Raw genomic sequence first — 24,036 nt, 5'->3', positions numbered from 1 at the left:
GTTTTGATAGCCAATGGGTTATGTTGCAATGTGATATCAGTTGATAAGGAAAGGGTAGAAATAGGAATACATTTTTGATCACGGTACAAATGGATAAGATTTGCATTGGTTAACGATTGTGTATATATTTTTTGTATTGTCAGTCGTTAACACGAGGTGCATTATGCAAGTTTTATATAGGAGAACCAGGCTCGATAGTAACGCGGCGGTTTCTCATCATGAGTACGATGATGCTGATGCAGCGGCTGATCGTCTTGAAAATATCGTTAAAGAACTGGCAAATAATATCCGTAGTCAGGGTAATGCTGGTATCAAGCGTCAGTTAGCACTGCCGGATAACCAGTTTCTCGTTAGCATGTTATTTCAGGCTATGCCGTCGTGGGCGCTGTCTGAGCTGACGCCAGAAAAGAGAAGGCTATTCAACCGTGTACGTAGTCGCGCGCGCTTTTTTGACAATGTACGTGAAAATGGTGGGGTGTTAAGTTCTGCTGAAGTAGCAAAGCTGCTGGGTGTTAGCAAGGTAACGGTTAAAAAGAAAAAGGACACTGGTAAATTATTGGCTCTTGAACATGATGGTGAGTTCATCTATCCCGCTTTTCAGTTCTCAGAGGATGAAAATAAAAGCGAAAAAGGTGTGCTGAGAGGAATGGCGGAGATTCTGCCTCACCTTAGTCGTTTCAGCGGTGTGATGCAGTACGGCTTTTTCGCGCAGAAACGTGACGTATTGGATTGTCGCCTGTCGGCGGATCAAGAATTCACTATCATCGATATACTGCGAGAGGGTATTTCGGATGATAAACTTCAGGCAATTATTCGCTTGGCTAAGTTATTTGGTACTCAAGACACCGCATAATCGCCGCAATACAATAAAAGATTTCGCATCTGTCATATTATTGGAATATCCAGATCGTTCACCAGAATGTCTTCGGCTATTTGCCCTTCGTACTCAAAATCTCTGAGTACCGTTAACTCAGCGGTGCGTATCACGCCTTTACCTGACGGATCGTTATGCCAAAGTACTATGCAAGGCTCGAGTGTGACATTAGACATGTAAGCTAGCTCGTTCGCGTGTGGTAATAGCTGTGCGGCAAGCTTCTGGGTGTCCCGGTAGTCCGTTCCGGTTAGTTGATGGGCGGTTACGTGCATTTTCGGCGCAAGCTGGGTAATGTCCACAACGCGCAAGTCCTTTTCTGTTACCAATGTAGCCATATAGTATTCGTCTAGCTCTCGGTCTGTAATAGCCGGCAGGTTTTGAAATACCTCTTTCATCGACGTTCTCGGTGAGTTGGCTAAATACAGGCTGCCATTTAAACCCTTTGTTAACCCGTATCGGGTATGTTCTCCATTGTGGTTAAAGAACACGCCATTGCCTCCATATTCACCTTCTTGCAGTCGGTAAAAAATCGTGCCGGCTGAAATGATGATGATACTCTGCGTGATTTTATCGATGGTGAGTGTATTGATCTTCTTTGCCACCAAATCGGGGGGTTCACCTGATTTTATTACCATTGAACATTCCTTTATTCCTACCTGTTTCAGCTATAAGTTGTCTCCGGTCTGGTTACGACAAACGTGTAACGCCGGGCATTTGTCCAGTAACTAAAAGTGTATTATAGAAAAGGGATCGCACAAGGGGGAGTGGGACATGTTTTGATAAATAAAGTGAAATGTGAGAATTAACTCACTCGGATAGCGTAACGACATCCTGAATTTACATTGACTAATAACATCAGAAGATTTTTCGACGATGTAAAATAAGATTGGCTTATATAATCTCAATCGATATCAAAATAACCTCGATATATTGTAGTTAATATTATTTTTTTGATTCTGTAAAATAATATCCACACTTAGATTTATCCCTGTTTAATTTGTGGCAGAGAAATCATTAATAATAAAATGGAATAATAAACCACTTGCCAAGATTTATATTGATGATTGATTTATTACATAATTATACTATTGTTTAATTAGCAGGATAGGTTTGTTTTCTAAAAAAACAGGAATTACATCAACCAACTGCAAGTTAGTATATTTTTCTATGCCATTAATTTGTCATGTCATCAAAAAATTGATAATGATGGGTAATAAACAACTGTATTCCACATGAATACTATAGGGTAAGATTATGCCGCGTGTGAGAATTCCGATAAGATATAATCCAAGTCCGATAACAATTCGTGCATGGATAGATAATTGGAGAGAGGAATCCCTCGTAAATTGGGAAGTAGATTGGAATCAAGTTGATTGTAGCGGGACAGTAATTAAAATCCCTTTTAATGGTGGAAATATTGCTGCACTAGAGATGGCTGTTAGAAGAGATGTGCATGTTTTTGATCATACTATTGTAGACTTTGTTAGTATAGAATGATAAAGACTTATGAATATACCTGTTATCTTTCAAGTTGCTGCTTTGTTGGCTGCGTTCATTTGCCGCCGCACTGCAACTTGAAATCTATTGGGTATAAATCGTCATTTAAAAGGGAAGTCGAACACTGATTTCCCTTTTATTGTTAATGCTTATTAAAACACTACATTAATATCACACTAGTGCTTAATAACATAAAGATCTTTCGATGACATAAAGCCGAGTGGACTCAGATAATATCCGCCAATATAAGGTTTTACCAGTCTGGCACCAACATAATAAAACACAGGAATAGCAGGGACGTCTTTTGCCAGAATATTTTCTGCTCGCTGGAAATATTTCTGATCATTTGTTGCTTTGGCTTTTCTCACCAAATCATCATAAATTTCATTGTGGTATAAAAATGTATTATTGGAACTATGAGTAACAAAATTATTTAAAAATGACGCCGGATTATTGTAATCAGCAATCCGTGCATATCTCACCATATCAAAATTACCTTGACGTATTGCATCTAACATTGTTTTTCGCTCTTGATTTTGTAAGACAATATCTACACCCAGATTTTTTTTCCACATTGATGTTGCTGCGATCGCAATTCTTTTATGCTCTTCTGATGTATTATAAAGCAAGTTAAATTTCAATGGATTATTGCTATTGTAACCGGCTTCATTCAATAACTGTTTGGCTTTTTCAATCCTTGACTGTTGTGTCCACGATGCATAATCAGGTTGCTCTAGATTCATTCCTCCGGTGTTCGGTGGAGTATGGTTATAAGCAGGTTCTTGACCTTGCCCTAATACTTTATTTGCTATAATGGTTTTATCTAAAGCTAGATTTAATGCCTGCCTGACCCTAACATCATTAAAAGGTGCTTTTTGGTTATTCAGATCATAATAATAAACACCTAATGCGGGTGTAATGTGAACCTGATCACCTAATTTTGCTTTTAAAGATTTAAATAAAATCGATGGGATGCTCTTTGTTATATCGATTTCTCCTGCCAGATATCGATTTATATCTGCTGTTTCTGATGATATTGGGAGATAGGTGACTTTATTGATGACGGTATGTACATTATCCCAATATTGTTGATTCCTGACTCCAACCACTTTTTCATTGACGATCCATTCAGCTAATTTAAATGGGCCACTACTGACAAATACATCTGGGTGAGTCCATTTCTCGCCATATTTCTCAACGGCTTTTTGGCTAATTGGCACCATAATAGGATATGCCAGCATCTGTAAAAAATAGGATACGGGCTGTTCTAACGTTACTTCTACTGTCAGATTATTCAGTGCTTTTACACCTAATTCATTGGTTTTTTTCTTTCCAGAGAGAATATCTTTGGCGTTGACTATATGCATATTTTCAATATAGCTGCCATATGGAGACGCCATTTGCGGATCAACTAAACGACGCCAACTAAAAACCACATCATGCGCAGTAATCGGTGAACCATCAGACCACTTTATTCCTTCTCTTAGATGGAATAACCATACTTTATTATCTTTGGTTTCCCAACGAGCAGCTAAATCAGGGGTTAACTTGCCATCACGATCTGTACTGACTAATCCACTAAAAAAATCGTTAATAATATTAAACTCGACATCATTTTCGATTTTATGGACGTCAAGAGATGCGGGTTCTGAGCCATTATTACGAATAATATCTTGGTTAACTGCCAGTTGTGTACCAGATGGAATAATTGCTGCATGAGATAATGTCAAGTTGCCAAGTATAATACCTGTGAGTAAAGATATATTTCTTATTGTTTTCGCCATTGTTTGTTCTCCAGGAGGATCTCATTTTTTGGTATTTAATTCAGGGGAATCAATTGGTTGATAAAATTCAGATTAAAATTATATGATTATATTGAATATCCTATTTTAAATGGGATGGATATAACTACAATGAAGTATTAGTATAAAATGTTTAGTGAAGCTTCATCAATGTCATGAGATTTAAATAATGGATTTAATTATGTATACCCAATAGATTTCAAGATGCATCGCGACGGCAAGGGAGTGAATCCCCGGGAGCATAGCAAACTATGTGACCGGGGTGAGCGAGCGCAGCCAACAAAGAGGCAACTTGAAAGATAACAGGTATATTCCGAATCTAAAGGCCCTAGTTTATAAGTTGAAGATAGTACCTTTACCGCAGGAGTTGTTGTTTTATTTGAAATAGGGGATTTTGGGGTGTTATAGAATCATTTCTTGATGGACGACTTTACTTTTATAGTTGTTGGGTAATTTTTTTACAGTGGTATTATTTCAAACGAAATCATTAATTCGTGATTCAATTACTCTGCATTTTTGCAATGTTCCCAACCCAAACTAGAAGGTAGTAATAATATGATAGATAATAAGAAATCGATAACCTTACATGGTAATGGATCTGCTAATGAATACAAAAAAATACAGCGAAGATCTTTTGCACACAGTGAACTGCAACCAACGGGATTTTACGCTATTTTCGGACAGGAAATTATTATTAATGTTGAAGGAGAAACAAATAATTCTATCAATGCAGTGATTGGCGTTCCTGAACTTAATAAACCAGAAAAATATTTGTTAACGGAAGGGTTAAATAAATTTACCTCAAAAAATGAAGGTTTACTCAGTTTTACCAACAACAATAATAATGGTTATGTGAAGATTATTATTCAATCAGAGTTACAGAAAGTTCCATCATTTAAATTGAATGAAACCAATAATACAGATTGGGAAGATATGATGGATTTATATTCTGATGCACCTGTGGTTCAACTTAGCAGTGAACGAGCAATAATTGTTGTAAGATATAATAGTGCTAAGCAATATCTGACTGATCCAAAGGCGTTAATGAAATATTATGATGACTTTATTCGTCATCAGGATAGCATATCGGGAATATTAGAAGATGGGAAAGTAGACTACAGGGCTGATCCAAATAAATTATTATATGTAGAAGCGGATCGTTTATATATGTTTGCAACTAATGGACATATGGGTTTTAATGGCAATGCGGCCCTGCAACGATTATTAGCGACCAATAATGGCTGGGGAATTTGGCATGAAAGTGGTCATCAAAGGCAACAATCTCCTTATACCTGGAGTGGTGGAACAGGAATGACTGAGGTTACAGTCAACTTGTATTCTTTAGCTGTACAAGAAGGCTTTTATGATAGAGCGAGTTTCATTGATAAATACTATCCTAAAATCAAAGAATATTTAGTTGCTGAAGAAAAGAATTTTGACGCTCAAGATATTAATATAAAGTTAGGAATGCTATGGCAGTTAAGACTAACATTCGGCAACGGATTTTACCCTCAGCTTCATCAAGCTTATAGGTTAATGGATTCATTGCCTGTTAGCAATGATGATAAAAAACAACAACTTATAATATCCTCATCTCAACTGACCAATATTAATTTAGCCGGTTTTTTTGATAAATGGGGAATTACACCTGATGAAAAAACATTAGAAATATTAAAAACATTACCATCATTAGAGAAAAATATTTGGGAAAATGATGATAAAAATTCAATTACAATAGAGATGCCACAGCAGAAATATGTTCCTGAGTTGGCTTACTTTATGAAGAGTATAAGTAAAACATTATTAAGTGAGAGTAAGTTTGAATTTACTATCGATCTTGATTGGCATACTCCATATCAATATGTCATCAAAAAGAATAGCCAATATCTTGCAGAAATAAAAGATGGTAAGCCATTTTATTGCAACGCAAAATTGGATGAAAGTGGTTTGAATGTTAAAGTCTCGCATAATTTTACCTTAGATGATCTCATTGAAATTGAAGTAGGACTTGATGGAGAGAGATACACTGTTTATAACATGACAGTTTATGATTTTAAATTATGGGAAAGATTGAATAATTTATTTAAAGATCAAAATCATACAGAAATTGATGATAATGTAACCCAGAGCGAGTTAGATAATATATTTGAGGCTATCAAGCAGGCCAATGACAGTAACAAAATGTCATCTGTATTTCATCATGCACAGGAGATGTTTTTGATAAATACCATCATAAATACAAATATCGATTCTAATCGTCTAACAGTGAATTTCAAGGATGAATTATTTAAAAGTTATAAATATGTTGCAACGAAAGATAACAAATATATATCGGAAATAAATAAAGGACAGCCTTATTACTCCAGCTTTATTCCACCATCAACGTGGGTAACAAATAAAAATTTAAATGATGCTAATGAATTAGCTATTCAAGCAAGATTACTTAATGGAACTTATGTAATATTTGAAACAACTTTCGCAGAAGAAAATATAAAGAAAAGAATAGCTGGTTTATATACGGATGCATCCCAATCTAAAATAAATGATAATGTTACTCAAAGCACTTTATCTGAACTGATTAAAGATATAAATGATAGTGGAATATCGTATAAGAAGAAGGATATTTATCTTTCACAAGTAGATGATGCACAATTTATGTTCTTAAAACAAACTATAGCCAGAGTTGAATTGGCTAAAAATAAATTGATAGTGACATTTGCGAACGAAAATTTCCGGGATAATAAATATGTTTCTATAAAGAATAACGCTTATCAATCAGAAATAAATAAGGGTAAGCCAGCGTATTCATCTTTATCAAATAAAGTCTGGTCAACTAACATGACTTTAACAGAAGATGATCATTGTACTATCGAAGTTAGAATGGGTACGAAAGTTTATGTTATTTATCAAACCGGCGATTTGATATTAGCTGAATAAGGATAAATCCTAAATAAACGCTTTGTGAAAAAATAGACCTCCAGCGTTTTTTGATGGTAGCTGGAGGTCTGGCTAGGTTACCTATCTAGGCAAGGTGGAATAAAGGGGAAACTTGAAAGATAATGGGTATATAGGGAGATTTGCGTGTATTTGGAGGGAATAGGGTAAAATAATGACTCTTTAAGCATAGATTAAGGGTCTTTATATGGAATCAGAAGCGTCAAAAATCCTCGCAAGTTTTACCAATTGAGCAATTTCATCATGGGATGCGCCATTTTTGAGGATATCCAGTACTGTTGTAGATTCAGCCAGATCTATATCAAGGTTAAATGTATTAATCTTACGAATGAAAAAATGGCATTTTTTTACGCCACTGACCGGACCTAAATTAGCCAGTATTTCTGGAATACCTTTTAAGTATCCTTTATTACAGGTTTTTTTATTTACTGAAAATTGAAAAACAGGATATAAATTCTCTATTCCCCAATTTAATACGATGAGTTTATGACTTTCACCATATTTATTGACTGTCGGGCGAGTCACTCCTAATATATCCGCAACCTTGCTGGACTTGTAGACGCCGCCGTATTTCCCAAGATGAGCAAGAAAAGCATTCCTGTTTTCGATAAATTCTTCGTGTTTTTTCTTTTCCGGTGTAACAGTTTCTACTATTTCAATATAGTTGACTCGTCCTTTAATTTCTGCCCAAAATTCGTCGTCGGGTAGAGTTAACAATAGGGAAAGACTATCTGGATCTTTTTTTCTAAGTACATCAATAAAATGATCAGCAAGATTGGTGATGCGTGCTTTGATAAGTTCAGACTGATCGAATCCACTTGTCGGTTTTACCCGGTTCTTGGATTCTTTTGTTGTTGTCTCCATCAGCACCTCAGTGATATTTTGCAATTTCGAAAAATTAGCTTACATGGAATTGTAAAATAGGAAAGTTTTTTCACCAATCTCTTTTTAAAAAGCCATACTGGTCGGTGATGCGATTCTGTCCTTCTAACACGCAGCACGGTTTTTCTGCCACTTTGCGGTAATCGCTTGTGAAATGGGATCAGCCGAGTTAATCCTGATTTCTTTTGCAATCTGGTGTTGAGTAGGAGTGCACAGGTTTTATTTTCAAGCTTAATATAAAGACGATTAGCGAGAAAAAAACAAATGGAAAATCAGCAATAGTGCTTGTAATAGCTTATCTGAGCTACTTACATATTTGTCATATAATAATTTTCTGTTATGGTCATTGTTTAACGGTTTTTTCGCTCTACGGCACTTCAACTCCCACTTATCATATTAAACAGAATCCATAAAAAGGATCATCAGAAGAAATAAGAGGTATGTATGCATAGCCAAATTAATTCATTGCCCCAATATATGTTAGCGATCAGCATCATTAAGCCTGGAGGTCCAGAGAAATTACATCTGGTTCAGGTTCCGTTACCGCGACCAGAAAAAGGCTATCTGTTGGTTAAAGTGGCTGCGGCTGGAGTTAACCGGCCAGATATATTTCAGAGAATGGGGTCTTATCCACCACCACCTGACGCATCGTTATTACCTGGATTAGAAATTGCAGGCGAAGTCGTTGCCAAAGGTGAAGGTTGTGAACGCTGGAATATTGGCGATAAGGTTTGCGCACTTGTTGCTGGCGGTGGTTATGCTGAGTATTGCCTGGTCCATGACACCATTGCTTTACCGATATATGGATTGGATTTTGTTCAAGCGGCAGCATTACCCGAAAACTTTTTTACAGTCTGGGCTAATGTTTTCCAGACTGGCAAGTTGCTACAAGGAGAAAGTTTGCTGATCCATGGCGGCACTTCTGGAATAGGCAGTGTCACCATTATGTTAGCGAAAGCCTTTGGTGCCAGAGTGATTACCACTGTTGGCTCTGATGAAAAGGTTAAAGTTGCATATAGTTTAGGCGCTGACTTTGTGATTAATTATCGGAAAGAAGACTTTGTTGAACGGGTATTGCAATTTACTGACAAGCAGGGCGTTGATATGGTTGTTGATTTAATCGGTGGTGATTATGTCAATAAAAATTATAAAGTTGCGGCTAAATTCGGGAGAATTATTCAGATTGGTATGATGAAGGGAAACCCTGAAAATCTTAATCTGATGCCCTTAATGTTAAAACGGTTGACACATACAGGGTCTACATTACGTTCTCGCAGCGTGGAAGAAAAAGCTGAGATAGCCAGAGAGTTAGAAAAACATGTCTGGCCATTGTTGAAATCAGGAAAAGTCAGTCCATTAATTTGTAAAGTATTTGATCTGAAAGATGCCGCTGATGCACATCGGATGATGGAAGCCGGTGATGTTCTCGGCAAGGTTATGTTGGTAAATGTATCGTCTTGAAAATACTGCCTTTTGAATCGGGGCTATTTCAACTTTTGTAGCCCTGCATTCTGTCTATTAACAAACTTCCTATTAACAGCTTCGTGTTAGAAAAAACCCTTATAATTAATGAGCTATAATGAATAGGCAGTTATTATTTCGGCTTGTTTTTTTATCTGTTATTTGCCCTCGCGCACAAAATTGGAATTTATATTTAACATAATTGTTAATATTTTAACGAATGTGGTCTATATCTATTAACAAATGATCGGTTATAGATATGTTAATGGCTAGTCTTTTCACCTGATAGGATTTTCCTTAATGTCTGTAATGATGGGGTATGAACAGCCATTAGTAAGTCAGGTGACATAAAAGTTTCTGCCTGCTTGTCAGAGAATGATAGTGATTTCATTAATAAGTAAAGAAGATCGGAATCTCTCTGTTGCTGGCAGTCGTTTTTGTCAGTTGGAAAAGGGTATGTGATTATGACTAAGCAGTTTACTTCGCACTTAAATATTGATGCGTTGTTTTTAGGCCCTAAATCAGAAAATGCAGTCTTTTTTAGAGAAATGATGGAATACGCTGTAAGTGAGCATATGCACTGGCGTTCTGATTTTCATCCAGAAGATCCAGCCTTAGTAACCTCAGTTGATCGTTATGCTCCTGATTACAGAGAAACCCTTTATCGAACCGAGGGTATTCTGAACCAACTCTCTGCCAAATTGAAAAACACTTCTGTTCCCTGGTTTTCCCCCCGTTATATGGGGCATATGAATGCTGACACCTTGATGGTTTCCAGTCTCGCGTATGTTATGGCGATGATGTACAACCCAAACAATTGTGCTCACGAGTCATCCCCAACAACAACCGAGCTGGAAATTGAAGCCGGATTGGATCTGTGCCGGGTGTTTGGTTATGACACTCGCCGGGCTTGGGGGCATATTACATCAGGTGGAACTGTCGCCAATTATGAAGGGTTATGGGTTGCTCGTAATTTAAAAACCATGCCGATTGCCATTGCACAACATCCGCAATCCCGTGATTTAGTTGAGAATAAATCGCAACAACAACTGTTAAATATGTCGTCATCAGATATTTTGGATCTGACTGATGAATTAAAAAGGCGTGGCATTTTCGAAGAAGTTCGTGAACTTTCTTGCCGAGGTGTCGGGATAAAGCAGGGAATATTTGGCAAAGTCTTAGTTCCGCAGTCAAAACATTATTCATGGATGAAAGCAATGGATGTTTTTGGGATTGGTCAAGAGCATATCGTGCCATTGCCGGTAGATGAATATTATCGTACTGATGTTGAAAAAATGCGTGAAATTACGTTCAGCCTGATAGAACAGGGCGAACCGATTTTGGCAATGGTGACAGTCGTTGGAACGACGGAAGTCGGAGCTATCGATAGAGTTGATGAAGTGATTGCATTGCGTCAAGAATGTGAGGAACGTTATGGCGTTTCGTTTTATGTGCATATTGATGCTGCTTATGCAGGTTATGCCAGTGCAATGTTCCTTAATGAACAGGGTGAGTTTATGGAATATGATGAACTTATCCGCCGTTATCGCGAATTGGAAATTATTCCTGACGGTGTAATTTGGCCTAAACCTGAAATTTATCAAAGTTTCAAGGCAATGTGCCAGGCTGATTCGATTACTGTAGACCCCCATAAAGTTGGATTTATTCAGTATGCGGCTGGTGCTGTATGCATGAAAGATAAACGTATTGTTGACTTGATTTCCTACCGTGCTGCTTATGTTTTTGAAGATATTAATGATCAACTGGATCAACCGGCTAATCGGCATGTGGTACTTGGTTCTTCTATTATGGAGGGTTCTAAAGCCGGGGCTATCGCCGCTGCAATTTGGGCTTCACACCGATTAGTTCCACTTAATATCAGTGGATACGGAAAAGTGATTGCTGCCGGCATTGTGACAGCAAATTGGATGATTAAAAAACTTCTAACTACAGAACCCCTTATTGTTGGCAAACGTTATTTTGAAATTCATGTTATGCCACATCCTGATTTCCATATGGTCAATTTTACGTTTAAAGAGCGGGATAATGGCGATTTGGGGCATCACAACTGTCTTAACAAGAGGATGTATGAGCTTTGTTCATATGCCACAGGTCGTACTTATACTAATGATTTTCTGACTTCTTCCACGTCGCTTGGCTATAGCGAATATGGCGATACTCCCTGGCATTATGTTGAAAGTTGCGGTTTTAGCCGGGAAGAGTGGGATAAAGTTCACAGCGTGTATGTATTGCGTGCAGCAGTGATGACCCATTGCCTACGTAGTACTGATGATTTTGATGAATATTGGGAAAGGCTCCAGGAGATTTTTATTAATAAACTTACTCAGATTGTTGATGAAGAAGAAAAAAAGAAAATTGTCTGATTTTCTATTATTAAACACTTGCTGTTTATTTGAAGGGAAAAAAACGTGAAGAATCGTACTGTTGGCAGCACTTTTATTGTAGCAGGGACGACCATTGGCGCGGGAATGCTGGCCATGCCATTAGCAACCGCTGGTGTGGGATTTGGTGTCAGTTTGATCATGCTGGTGGGGTTGTGGATTGTGATGAGTTACACCGCATTATTGCTGGTTGAAGCTTATCAATTTGAGTCGCCGGATACGGGGCTAGGAACACTTGCTCAGCGTTATCTTGGCTATGGCGGTAAAATATTGGCGGGTTGCAGTATGATGTTTTTGATGTATGCACTGACTGCGGCATATATCAGTGGGGCAGGGGAATTACTGACGACCAGCCTTAATAAATGGTTTAATTCATCTTTTCCAGCTTCCGTCGGTGTTGCCCTATTTACGGTAATTGCCGGAGGCGTTGTTTGCATTGGCACCAGTTCAGTAGATATGGTTAATCGGGTTATCTTTACTGCAAAAATTATTTTCCTGATATTAATGTTGGGGATGATGATGCCGCATGTTCAGAATATTAACCTACTGACCATGCCATTAGAGCAAGGATTAATATTATCTTCCATTCCTGTGATATTCACATCGTTTGGTTTTCACGGCAGTGTTCCCAGTATTGTGAAATATATGAATGGAGATATACGTCGGTTGCGTTGGGTATTTATTATCGGCAGCGCAATTCCGTTGCTTGCTTATATTTTCTGGCAATTGGCGACTCTCGGTAGTATTAATTCCACGACATTCGTTGATATCTTAGCTGAAAATGCAGGGTTGAATGGTTTATTACACAGCATTCGTGAAGTTGTTGCTTCACCGAAAACTGAGCTGGCTGTACAAATGTTTGCCAATCTGGCGCTCGCAACTTCATTCCTCGGTGTCGCACTTGGCTTGTTTGATTTTTTGGGTGATCTATTTAAACGCAAAGATAATGTAAGCGGGCGTATGCAGACGGGTTTGTTAACTTTCGCTCCACCTTTGATTTTCGCGCTGTTTTACCCAAAAGGCTTTGTGATGGCGTTAGGGTATGCCGCAGTCGCGTTGTCAATTTTGGCATTATTATTGCCTAGTCTCTTGGCATATAAATCCCGTCAGCAAAATGAACGCCGCTATCGAGTATTTGGCGGTAAACTGGCACTATTGCTGGTATTTGCCTGCGGTATTGCAGTAATCGCAATCCAGATCGGAATAGTGAGCGGAATGTTGCCCGAAGTAGGGTGAGCACCTGGTCCTGAAGATAAGTTCATTTTTGACCTAAAGCGCATTTTCTGACAGGCTACGATACAAACCATCTGCATAACAGACCTACTAGCGGAGGCAATGATGACTCACACTCGTTACGAAACTGATGTGGTCGCTTGGGCAAATGAGCAGGCAGCATTATTACGTGCCGGTAAATTGTCTGAGATTGATATAATCAGAGGAGATCGAAGACGTGGGCAAGAGTGAACAACGTGAGTTGGCTAGCCGCATGGCAGTATTAATTGCTCATTTATTAAAATGGAAATATCAGCCAAGCCATAGAGGAACACGTTGGGAAAGAATAGTTGAAAGATAAGCACTTTAAAAACAAAATGGAGAAAAATTAAAAGTTATAATAATGTGACCGGGGTGAGAGAGTGCAGCCAACAAAGAGGCAACTTGAAAGATAACAGGTATATAAGGAGTGAGATTATGCCGAAAGAATTATATACTGCCAAAGTAAAATCTGTAGCTGGATTGAAAGTTGAGTGTACATCAAGAGATTTCTCCTTTTATTTAGATGAGCCGCGTAATTTAGGGGGTACTGATCAGGGGATGAATCCCGTTGAAGCTTTACTCTGTTCTTTGGGGGCCTGTAAATGCATCGTAGCAAAAGCTTTTGCTAAACTGCATAAAATTAATTTAATTGATATTCATGTTGATCTGGAAGGTGAACTTGATACGGATGGTTTCACTGGTAGAAATAAACAAGCGAAATTAGGTTTCTCTAAAATAGTGACAAAATTTTATATTAAAGCTGATAATAGTGAAGAAGAAATTCATGCCTTTGTCGATTTTATTAATAAAACCTGCCCAGTTCACGACACTATCGAGAATGCACCAAGTTTTGCCACTGAAATATATTGTGAATAAATAGATGTTACACTGAGATAATTTTACAAAGAAAATGTTGTTTGAGTTAATTTAAAAAATCCTCTACGATGTAGTAGAGGATTTGATCGCAGATGCTTAATCTAACTGAATATAATTTTTTAATTTAAAACTATCATAACAGTAGTTATAGTACAGTTTGTGTTTTCTATTCCCACTCTAATTTCTAATCTCTGTATATAAGCTGAATACAATAGTTTATTAATGTTTTTATCGCTTGATTTTGACCACTGATAACCTGGTTTTCCACAGTTACTGGCTAAGTTTCCTTTAAATGTATAAAGATAAAGTTCAGAGTTATTTGTTTCAGTTTTCCAGTCAGCCTTAATCTCGTGAACACTGACAACCCCGCTATTAACATTTGCTGAGAATGCAGGTGTACTAATCATGCCAATAAGAATAAACAACATAGATATAAATTTTTTCACAATCTACTCCTGGTTAATAATAAAAGTACTTTGGTAGGTTTGGAGTGTAGATGATGAAGGTAATATTTTCATTAATTTTTTGTTAATATAAAAAGTGATTTGCCTGATAAATAATACCTGAATTTTTATTTATTAAAGCCAATGTGTGTTTTTCATGAAAATTATCTTTGTATAGAAAATAAGAGAGCAATAATGATATAATTATTATGATTTGTGTCAATTAAAAACCCTCTATTATTACAATAGAGGGTTTTATTATAGGGTTAGGGAGTCAATGCTTATCTATCTTTTAATCCCATTAATAATAATGTGAAAATTAATTACCGTTGTTTAATAACATAAACCGTCGTTATATTACAACTTATGTTGTCTATACCAACTTTAATACTTAAATCTTGTGCGTAAGCTTGGCTTAATATCTTATTGATGTTTTCAGAACTTGAACCTGACCAAATATAACTCGGTTTTCCACAGTTACTGGCTAAAACTCCGCTAAATGTATAAAAATAGTGTGCAGGATTGTCCCAATCAGTTCTAATTTCTGCAACTTTAACAACACCACTATTTGGTTCAGCTGAGAATGCGGAGGTGCTGATCATACCAATTAAAATAAATAGCATAGATATCATTTTTTTCATAATTTACTCCTGGTTAATAATATAAAGAAAATCTGACGTGTTTGAAGTGTAGATTATTAAAATAATCTTTGCATCAACTTCATATTAATATAATAGGTGTCTATTCTGATAAATAATGCTAGGGATTTTTTTCATTAAAACTAAGTGATTAATAAAAGCAATGTGGTGATTTTTATCTATAAAAAACAATATCAATATTGTTTAGAAAAATTCTACTGAAAAGTAAATATTTTCATCGTTAAATTAAATATTCTATTGCAGAGCCATTCTCCTCCTCGACTAATTTATCAGTTATTTATTTAGTAAACTGATTACCACCATCTGGTACTATAATCATCAAATACTAAGGCAAACTATTCATATCCAGATAATTTTGATGATGATGAAATGATTAATCTCCTATTCGGAGGGAATAACGACAACGAACTATTTACTTGATAAAAATATTTTAATATGGCTTTCTCCACTGAGCTATAAGAAATTTTTTCAACAGGTTACTTCTATTAGTAAATTTATTAAAACAGAGGTATATGTTTCGGGTGTATTACATTACACTATTAAAATTGTTATTCTGATAAAGGTTTCATCGATATGAATAGATCATTGTCCGATTCAAAATCAAAATTAACGTCTTATTTAGGCATAGGAAATACAGAAGTGTCTGATAACCTTTTAGAACTACTTAAAAGCACTTGTGGTAGTTATCAGTCGTCAGTAAAAAAGTTTATAGAACTGCTTAAATATATTCGAAATAATAATATTCATACGAAATCATTTAATGAATTAGTTGCCCTTCATGAACTTGTAGCCCCGCATGATTGTGCTGTAGTTTCTATGCTGTCAATTCATTTTAATTTAGCCATCGGCACTATTGCGAACTTAGGATTGCAAACTCCCTATGTTGAAGATCTTTACCAAAAACTTTGTTCAGGTCGTGCCATTGGCGTATATCTTGCAACTGAGCTGGCTCACGGTAATGATCTCATTTCTATCGAAACACAAGCTAATTATCTCCCGGAAAAAGGTGTATTCATGTTGAATTCACCAAGCCAAAATGCATATAAATTTATGCCTAATACTACACCTTGTGAACTACCCAAAATAGCTGTAATTTTAGCTCAGCTAAATGTATCAGGAAAGAAATATGGTATTTTACCATTTATTCTCCCCTTGTCGGTAAATGGCAAATTAACGCCGGGTGTTAAAATTACTCCACTTGGCGATAAACCAGGATTTTATTTAGATAACGCAATCACTTCATTTGATAATGTCGAAATTCCTTTTGAAGGACTCCTCGCTGGCAATATGATAACCCTAACCAGAGATGGAAAAATATCATTGCAGGCTAAAAAATTAAGAGAAAGATTCTCGTTAATTACAAATAGAGTACATTCAGGGAAGTTATGCATGGCAATGAGCTCAATTACGGCGGCCAAATCAGCGCTGCATATAACCAACGCATATGGAAATAAACGACAAACATTTGGCTACTCAGGTGCTATGCCAATAATTAATTATTCTCATTTCAAAGAGGGTATTGCCTGGGATACTTTGAGTACGATCATTTACGCGTTATACTTAAGAGAGTTAACAAAAAAAGTTTCAGTTATATTGTCAGCGTCAGTTAAAAACTTTAAATTTCCAGATGAGCTACTTATTGAAATCTCGATTGCTAAGTCACTGTGTACATGGCGCACACAAGAAATATTAATTAATTGTCGTGAACGTTGTGGTGCACATGGATTATTTACTGTCAACAAGATATCCAGTTATTTAATATCTAATTTTGGCGCGATTACTTCGGAAGGTGATAATTTGGTATTATCACTAAAGGCTGGAGGGACGATTATTCTCAATAAGATGAAAAAAATACATGAAAAAACATCTTTCCAGCATGATTTATTTCCTATTTTGCATGATTATATGAATTTTTTATATGAAAAACTGAATAGTCTAATAGTGAGTAACAATAAAAAAATAAATCTCGACATGCTTAATCAGCATAGTGGAGATTTTCTAGAACTAAGCCAAACATATGCCATTTTATCCGTGGTGACGACAACTATTGATGCATACTACGATAATGATGATGATTTTTATATGATCATCGAAGGTTATCTTCTCGACTGTATTCATCGTACCATGAGCAATCTCCTGAGAAGTGAAGTGATCAATTTACAGGAAGCTAAAAAAATAGACGAGAGACGTATTGAATATATACGTCAGCATGCAGACAGAATAAATGATTATATTGCCAGTTTTGGCGTGGATAAGATTGGTATTGAGACACCGATATCGAGTAATGATTATATTTCCTGGTATGCAAATAATCACCATCAGTTAAAAAATAATTAACCGTAGGTAGGAAAAAATAGGTAGAAATGCGGGACACTATCATAAAAAAATGGAACTTTGCAGACCGTTCAGAAGACCACCATTTTTGATTATATGAGTTTAATCAGATCTATTTGGTTGTTCTGTTTTGTTTAAAAACAATATCCAATTTAATAATTTAATTGCGAAGGATAAAGATAGGCTATTTTGAAATAATAATAGCAAGAAAATATTATTTAAATAAGTTAAAAATACTTATTGTGAAGTATAAGGCTTTATTATTAAACCAAGATGAAACGGTTCGTTGTTTAATAAATTCCTGTATGTGGTGCAGACCCATTATTTTCTCTGTTTTATAGAGTGGATTTGTTATTTTTATCAATATTATGAATGTAAGGTTATTTTTGCGAGTTTGATCTCAACAATTAAAATTTTTATTAGCCATTCCGTCAAATTGAACAATAATTCTTATGTCGGAAAATTCGACACCTCATTTACATGGGGATTTACGTTAAAAAGTAGAAAAATAATTTAAATATTCATAAGTTTATTTAAATTAATATCGATGGATATCATCTGTTGATATCTAAAAAATCATTGGAGGAGTCATTATGTCTAGCTTGAAAAAAGAAATCGCAGAAACTAAAACTGAAATTAAAGGTACTAAAGTTAAAAATAATCAACCTCAACCTCTAACAGAAGATCTGCTCGACCAAATCTCTGGCGGTTGGGTGAATGCTTTCGCAAAATGGACAAAACGCATTTAAATTCAGTGGATTAAAATCAGGGGGCTTAATTGCCCCCATTTGATTCTTTCGATCTGAGCAACGTTCGTAGTTGGAACTTAACCTGCCATTTTCGTATTACTGGCATAGAGTCTAACAAAGTAAAAAATGGAGCTTCGAGTGATGGTTAATTCATTAGTTAAGAAAAAAATTCAACATCTTGAAGTAATATTAAAGATAAGCGAGCGATGTAATATCAATTGTGACTATTGCTACGTATTCAATAAAGGAAATTCGGTGGCTAATGATAGTCCCGCTAGGATCTCTCATGCGAATATTGATTACCTGGTGGATTTCTTTCAGCGGGGAAGTCAAGAATATGATATTGATACTCTGCAAATTGATTTTCATGGAGGAGAACCTCTTATGATGAAAAAGCAGCAGTTTGCCAGTATGTGTGAGCGACTAGCCTCAGGTAATTACCATGGTGCTAATATCAAATTTGCATTACAGACTAATGGCATCCTTATTGATGATGAATGGATATCTTTATTCGAAAAATATTCTGTCAGTGTGAGTGTCTCCATTGATGGACCGAAGCATATTAACGATCGTCATCGTTTAGATAGAAAAGGGCGTAGTACTTACGAAGGTACTGTGCAAGGTCTCCGTAAACTTCAAGAAGCTTATCAAGAAGGCCGGCTTCCGTCAGAACCGGGTATTTTGTGTGTCGCGAATGCTAAAGCAAGTGGTGCTGAAATATATCGACACTTTGTTGATAACCTGGGCGTTTATGGCTTTGATTTTCTAGTCCCAGACGACTGTTACACTGATGCCCAGGTTGATCCGGTTGGCGTTGGGCGTTTCCTCAACGAGGCATTAGACGAGTGGGTGAATGACAATAACCCTAAGATTTTTGTACGTCTTTTCAATACCCATATTGCCAGTCTTCTTGGCGCGGAAAATACGGGATTTTTGGGGCATAACCCAAGCGTAGCTGGGATATATGCGTTTACTATTGGTTCAGATGGTTCTGTCCGTGTCGATGATACCTTGAGATCAACATCTGACCGTATTTTCGACATCATTGGTCACATTTCTGAAATCAGCCTATCTGAAGTATTAAATAGCCCACAGTTTCAGGAATATTCGTCTATAGGGGAATCTCTGCCAACAGAATGCGAAGACTGTATTTGGGCAAAAGTTTGTGCTGGTGGACGTATAGTTAATCGTTTCTCGAATGAAGAGCGATTTAAACGCAAGTCAGTATATTGTTATTCTATGAGAAGCCTGCTTGGTCGTGTTTCTGCTCATCTTCTCAATATGGGTATAGAGGAAGATCGAATTATGAAAGCGATTGGTCGGTAATTCAATAAAAGACTTTTGCTGAATATTTTACTTCAATGTGAGGTATGCCTTAGATTGCCAAATAAAAACTCTATTTTCAGATCCGAAGCAATAGAACACAGAACTCATCATTGGTTAGGAAATCCACGGGTTATTATGCCTGTAGGTGCCTCAGTTTGGACAATAATAGCGCTTGTTATTGTTGTCAGCCTTGTTGTGTTCATGATAATGGGGACTTACACACAGAAGGTTCGTCTAATAGGGGAAATTATTTACGAGCCTGCGGTGGCGAGAATAGAAGCAGCGGGTAATGGAACCATTGTTCGTAGTTTTGCTGTTGAAGGGAAAGAAGTTCGCGCTGGAGATGTTATTTTTATCGTTAACATGGAAACTCAAACCGAATATGGGCGTACAAGTCATGAAATTACTTCTGCCTTAAAGTCACAGAAGACGGCAATTGAACGAGAGATCATGCTGAAATCAGAGGCGTCTGATAAGGAAAGTGATTTTCTTACCCAGCGTCTTAAGAATAAGGAAGCGGAGATTCTAGAATTAGACAACTTGATCACAAAATCAACTGAACAAGTCGCATGGCTATTTGACAAAGCTCAGCTTTTCAATAAATTAGTTGGGAAAGGAATAGCACTTGAAATAGATCATATAGAACGCCGCTCTGATTATTATACTGCTTCTGTTCAACTGGCGGCTTACAAACGAGAAAAGGTTAAGTTGCAAGGTGAATCTATCGATATCATGGCGAGGTTGGCAACAATCCACATTGGACTTGAAACCTCACGTGAAACGTTACGTCGAGATATTGCGCGGCTAGATCAAGACTTAGTCTCTACGGAAGAACGAAGGGAACTCTATATAACGTCTCCAATTGACGGTAAGTTAACGGGAATTACTGGATTAGTTGGCAAAAGAATTCGCTCGTCCCAAGAATTAGCGAGTGTTGTACCTACTTCGGGCCGCCCCAAAGTAGAAATCTTTTCCACCTCTGAAGTTATTGGAGAGTTGCGAGAAGGACAATCTGTAAAATTACGGTTTGATGCCTATCCATACCAGTGGTTTGGGCAGCATGATGGTATTGTTACTGCAATTTCCACGACTTCAGTTGAAGGGAGTTTAGGAATAAGGGATGAGAATAATCGGCAACAGAAACGGTATTTTCAAGTTCATATCCGCCCCAAAGGCGACGGTGTACTCTTAGCTGGAAATATGCATCCTTTACGGCCCGGAATGGGGGTCGAAACAGATATTTTTATCAGAAAAAGGCCAATCTACGAATGGATTTTATTACCTCTAAAAAGAATTCATGTCGCGACTCAAGGTAAATCTGGAGATGATGTATGAATGTCACAATGAAAGGCTACTTTGAAGCATTCAAGCACCGTCTTCCTGTTGTGATGCAAACAGAAGCTACGGAATGTGGACTCGCTTGTGTCGCTATGATTGCAGGTTATTATGGACTTAACATGGATCTGCAAGCGCTCCGCAAATACTATCAGGTGTCTTTAAAAGGTATGAACCTGCGCGATATTATCGTATTAGCTGATCGTCTCTCATTAGCTTCTCGTCCAATTCGCGCTGATCTTGATTCTTTAAGTCAGGTAAAAACGCCTTGTATTTTGCATTGGTCCTTTAATCACTTTGTTGTATTGAAGAAATTTTCACGCCGGGGGGCCATTATTCATGATCCGGCAAAAGGCGAGAGAAGAATTTCTGTCGATGAGTTATCTAAAAAATTTACGGGTGTCGCACTTGAGCTTTGGCCAAATAAAGACTTTCAGAAACGTACTGAAAAGAAAACAATTCGATTGCTGGATATGTTTAAAAACGTTTCTGGATTATCTCGGGCTTTAGTTCAAGTATTGGCTTTATCATTTTGTATTGAACTTCTTGCTATGGCCGTGCCGATGGCAGCTCAATTCACTATAGATATGGCTTTGAGGTCTAGCGATATTGATCTTGTCTCTGTGATTGTGTGCGGAATTATTGGCTTATTAATATTCAGAGCTTTACTTAGTATTGTGCGTTCATGGTCTGTTATGTCGATTAAGTATACTTTGGGTATTCAATGGAGCTCTGGACTTTTTAGTCATATGATCCGATTACCTACTTCATACTTCGAAAAACGTCATATCGGTGACGTCACCTCGCGATTTAACTCTTTGTCGGTAGTACAAGATGCCTTCACTGCGGATATGATAGCTTCACTCTTAGATATTGTCGTGGTGATTGGGCTTTTCTTTTTAATGTGGGTTTATAATGGCTACCTTGCTGTAGTGGTAATTTCGATATCCATTTTATACGCCTCGCTAAAATTCTTTCTTTTTCGAGCCTATCGTTCTGCTAATCTCGAGGCGATAGCTCATGAATCTCAGCAGCAGTCACATTTCCTTGAAACAGTTCGTGGCATCACTTGCGTTAAAATTTTTGACTTAGCAGATCGCAGACGATCTGACTGGCTCAATCTTGTTATTGATGAAACCAATGCAAAAATATACCTCTTTAAAATTGACTTGGTGACGCAGACAGCGGCACAGCTTTTAATTGGTCTTACTTCCGTATCCATATTGTGGTTAGGGGCTAAATTGATTGATGGCGGTGCTTTAACCACAGGTATGCTGTTTGCTTTCTTAATTTACTCTGATATGTACGTAAATCGAACCATACGAGTGGTTGACTCGATTATTAAACTTCGCTTGATCGATATGCATAGCGAACGACTGTCAGAAGTGGCTTTAGCCGAACCTGAACATCATGAAGGGGAGGCTGTTCTATCGTGTTCTGAAACAATTTCAGGAAGCATTGAAATTAAAAGTCTGAGTTATCGTTATGGTGATGGCGAACCCGCTATATTTGAGAATGTTTTTCTGTCTATCAAGGCTGGTGAAAGTATCGCTATAGTCGGGCCGTCAGGTTGTGGTAAATCGACACTTCTTAAAACAATCGGTGGATTAGTATCGCCAGAAAGTGGCTTTATTTATTTGGACGGAGTTGATGTGCGGAGATTAGGGCTTGGGGCCTACCGTAGCCATATTGCTTGTGTCTTACAAGAGGACAGATTATTTGCAGGATCGCTCTTGGATAACATTAGTTCATTCGACGTTAAGCCTGACTATGAATGGATATATGAGTGTGCTCGTCTTGCTTCAATTCACACTGAAATAGAAGAGATGCCGATGAAATATGAAACCATGGTTGGAGATATGGGCAGCGCGCTGTCAGGCGGACAACGGCAGCGTATTTCTCTTGCCAGGGCATTGTACAAACGTCCAAAGATATTATTTCTTGATGAAGCAACGAGTGATCTGGATATCGATAACGAAGCAAAAATTAATGACTCAATCCGAGAACTAAAAATTACCAGGGTATTTGTAGCCCATCGTCCGACAATGATCGCAATGGCGGATAGGGTTTTTGATCTCAGTATGAACGCAGAAGTGGAGAACCCCCATGCATTTTTCTCTAAGTAAACATATCAAGGTGACTGCATTTGTTGCTTTTTCTTCCATGATGTCATTGTTTGTCACAGACTCCGTGGCTTCTGAAAAAGTCATGCATATAAATTTTCAATTTGATGAATTTTCTCTACCGATAGCAAATCTTGAAATTGATGGGAAAACTCAAAATCTTATGATCGATACGGGTTCGATTATAGGTCTCCATTTATCTAAAAACCTGATGTCGAAAATTTCCGGCTTAGTTATCGAACCTGAAAAAGCGCGTTCTACTGACCTTACGGGTAAGATTTTTTTAAATGACAAATTTAATATTCCACAGCTTTCGATAAATGGCATGGTGTTTAAGGATGTGACAGGAGTTTCGTTAACACCATGGGGGATGACATTAATGGGAGATAATCATCTTCCGTCTTCGATGGTAATTGGCCTTGATTTATTCAAGGAAAAGGTTGTTCTTATTGATTATAAAAGCCGGAAATTATCAGTTTCTGATCATTTACAAGCATTGGGGGTCAATGTGGATGAGGGTTGGATAAAATTACCGTTGAGACTGACTAAAGAAGGCATTGCGGTCAAAGTTTCACAAAACTTTAAGAGCTACAACATGGTATTGGATACTGGCGCATCGGTTTCGATTTTTTGGAAAGAAAGGTTAAAGTCTCCTCCAGCTAACATTTCTTGCCAGGCTGTGGTTCAAGAGATGGATAATGAAGGGTGCGTTGCATCGACGTTTCAACTTGACGAAATGGGCGCGAAGGGAATCAAGTTGAATTCGGTATTGGTTGATGGGGAATTTAATCAGTTAAATACTGATGGATTAATCGGGAATAATTTCTTTAATAAATACGCAATATTAATCGATTTCTCTGGTAAGAGATTATTCATTAAAGAGAACTCGTAGGGATAAAGGGAATATTCGTAGATCGGAAAAATTGAATTGTTATTTGCACTTATTATGCGAATGAACAATTATTGTTTTTCTTAAAAACTATTTTTAAGAGGGATAATATACCCAATAGATTTTAAGTTGCAGTGCGGCGGCAAGAGAACGCATCCCCAGGAGCATAGATAAC

18 protein-coding genes and 1 pseudogene are annotated in these 24,036 nt (G+C 37.2%); 14 read left to right on the top strand and 5 right to left on the bottom strand.

Annotation, left to right across the window (positions count from 1 at the left end):
- The first annotated feature begins 163 nt into the window (after positions 1-163).
- Entirely contained in the window at positions 164-853 is a 690-nt protein-coding gene (locus AM629_RS04315; RefSeq protein ID WP_072161804.1) for a hypothetical protein, read from the top strand.
- A gap of 32 nt (positions 854-885) precedes the next feature.
- On the opposite strand, the gene AM629_RS04310 is transcribed toward AM629_RS04315, so the two are convergent.
- Positions 886-1,509, bottom strand: a complete 624-nt coding sequence (locus AM629_RS04310; RefSeq protein WP_054476458.1) for an RES family NAD+ phosphorylase — start codon at positions 1,507-1,509, stop codon at positions 886-888.
- A 619-nt stretch (positions 1,510-2,128) separates the two neighbouring features.
- On the opposite strand from AM629_RS04310, the gene AM629_RS04305 reads away from it, so the two are divergent.
- Positions 2,129-2,371, top strand: a complete 243-nt coding sequence (locus AM629_RS04305; protein ID WP_054476456.1) for a hypothetical protein — start codon at positions 2,129-2,131, stop codon at positions 2,369-2,371.
- 176 nt (positions 2,372-2,547) lie between these two features.
- On the opposite strand, the gene AM629_RS04300 is transcribed toward AM629_RS04305, so the two are convergent.
- Entirely contained in the window at positions 2,548-4,155 is a 1,608-nt protein-coding gene (locus AM629_RS04300; RefSeq protein ID WP_054476455.1) for an ABC transporter substrate-binding protein, read from the bottom strand.
- A gap of 573 nt (positions 4,156-4,728) precedes the next feature.
- On the opposite strand from AM629_RS04300, the gene AM629_RS04295 reads away from it, so the two are divergent.
- Positions 4,729-7,110: a M60 family metallopeptidase gene (locus tag AM629_RS04295; RefSeq protein WP_054476453.1), complete on the top strand. Its 2,382-nt coding sequence runs from the start codon at positions 4,729-4,731 to the stop codon at positions 7,108-7,110.
- Between the two features lie 201 nt (positions 7,111-7,311).
- Here the strand turns inward: AM629_RS04295 and AM629_RS04290 are convergent, their stop codons facing one another.
- Positions 7,312-8,016 (bottom strand): hypothetical protein, encoded by a 705-nt coding sequence (locus AM629_RS04290; RefSeq protein ID WP_235525395.1) that lies wholly within the window; start codon positions 8,014-8,016, stop codon positions 7,312-7,314.
- 438 nt (positions 8,017-8,454) lie between these two features.
- On the opposite strand from AM629_RS04290, the gene AM629_RS04285 reads away from it, so the two are divergent.
- From AM629_RS04285 to AM629_RS04265, 5 genes and pseudogenes are all read left to right on the top strand, one after another.
- Positions 8,455-9,471, top strand: coding sequence for an NAD(P)H-quinone oxidoreductase (locus tag AM629_RS04285; protein WP_054476449.1), 1,017 nt, complete (start codon positions 8,455-8,457; stop codon positions 9,469-9,471).
- Between the two features lie 464 nt (positions 9,472-9,935).
- Positions 9,936-11,855: a pyridoxal phosphate-dependent decarboxylase family protein gene (locus AM629_RS04280; protein ID WP_054476447.1), complete on the top strand. Its 1,920-nt coding sequence runs from the start codon at positions 9,936-9,938 to the stop codon at positions 11,853-11,855.
- Between the two features lie 45 nt (positions 11,856-11,900).
- Entirely contained in the window at positions 11,901-13,109 is a 1,209-nt protein-coding gene (gene tyrP / locus AM629_RS04275; protein WP_054476444.1) for a tyrosine transporter TyrP, read from the top strand.
- A 102-nt stretch (positions 13,110-13,211) separates the two neighbouring features.
- Positions 13,212-13,440 (top strand): annotated as a pseudogene (locus AM629_RS04270) (DUF29 domain-containing protein); the annotation flags it as partial.
- A gap of 122 nt (positions 13,441-13,562) precedes the next feature.
- Complete coding sequence (locus AM629_RS04265) at positions 13,563-14,003, top strand: OsmC family protein (RefSeq protein ID WP_054476442.1); 441 nt, start codon at positions 13,563-13,565, stop codon at positions 14,001-14,003.
- Between the two features lie 119 nt (positions 14,004-14,122).
- Here AM629_RS04265 and AM629_RS04260 read toward each other — a convergent pair whose 3' ends face one another.
- Both AM629_RS04260 and AM629_RS04255 read right to left on the bottom strand, forming a co-directional pair.
- Positions 14,123-14,449 carry a hypothetical protein gene (locus tag AM629_RS04260; RefSeq protein WP_054476440.1) on the bottom strand — a complete coding sequence of 109 codons (327 nt, stop codon included), beginning with the start codon at positions 14,447-14,449 and terminating at the stop codon, positions 14,123-14,125.
- Positions 14,450-14,769: 320 nt separating this feature from the next.
- Complete coding sequence (locus tag AM629_RS04255; RefSeq protein ID WP_054476439.1) at positions 14,770-15,087, bottom strand: hypothetical protein; 318 nt, start codon at positions 15,085-15,087, stop codon at positions 14,770-14,772.
- 657 nt (positions 15,088-15,744) lie between these two features.
- Here AM629_RS04255 and AM629_RS04250 point away from each other — a divergent pair.
- From AM629_RS04250 to AM629_RS04230, 6 genes are all read left to right on the top strand, one after another.
- Positions 15,745-17,442, top strand: a complete 1,698-nt coding sequence (locus tag AM629_RS04250; RefSeq protein WP_235525394.1) for an acyl-CoA dehydrogenase family protein — start codon at positions 15,745-15,747, stop codon at positions 17,440-17,442.
- 590 nt (positions 17,443-18,032) lie between these two features.
- Complete coding sequence (gene xyeA, locus AM629_RS21870; RefSeq protein WP_072161803.1) at positions 18,033-18,188, top strand: XyeA family cyclophane-containing RiPP triceptide; 156 nt, start codon at positions 18,033-18,035, stop codon at positions 18,186-18,188.
- 141 nt (positions 18,189-18,329) lie between these two features.
- Positions 18,330-19,514: a cyclophane-forming radical SAM/SPASM peptide maturase XyeB gene (xyeB, locus tag AM629_RS04245; protein WP_054476436.1), complete on the top strand. Its 1,185-nt coding sequence runs from the start codon at positions 18,330-18,332 to the stop codon at positions 19,512-19,514.
- 135 nt (positions 19,515-19,649) lie between these two features.
- On the top strand, positions 19,650-20,849 hold the full coding sequence (locus AM629_RS04240) for an HlyD family secretion protein (RefSeq protein WP_235525393.1): 1,200 nt from the start codon (positions 19,650-19,652) through the stop codon (positions 20,847-20,849).
- Positions 20,846-22,975, top strand: a complete 2,130-nt coding sequence (locus tag AM629_RS04235) for a peptidase domain-containing ABC transporter (RefSeq protein ID WP_054476432.1) — start codon at positions 20,846-20,848, stop codon at positions 22,973-22,975. The genes AM629_RS04240 and AM629_RS04235 overlap by 4 nt, the downstream gene beginning before the upstream one ends.
- On the top strand, positions 22,956-23,864 hold the full coding sequence (locus AM629_RS04230; RefSeq protein WP_054476430.1) for a pepsin/retropepsin-like aspartic protease family protein: 909 nt from the start codon (positions 22,956-22,958) through the stop codon (positions 23,862-23,864). Before AM629_RS04235 ends, AM629_RS04230 begins: the two co-directional genes overlap by 20 nt.
- The last annotated feature ends 172 nt before the right edge of the window (positions 23,865-24,036 follow it).

Origin of the sequence: Photorhabdus heterorhabditis (genome assembly GCF_001280945.1) — a bacterium.
Classification (GTDB): domain Bacteria; phylum Pseudomonadota; class Gammaproteobacteria; order Enterobacterales; family Enterobacteriaceae; genus Photorhabdus; species Photorhabdus heterorhabditis.
The sequence above is the reverse complement of the archived record's forward strand: the minus strand, read 5'-3'. Positions and strand labels throughout refer to the sequence as shown.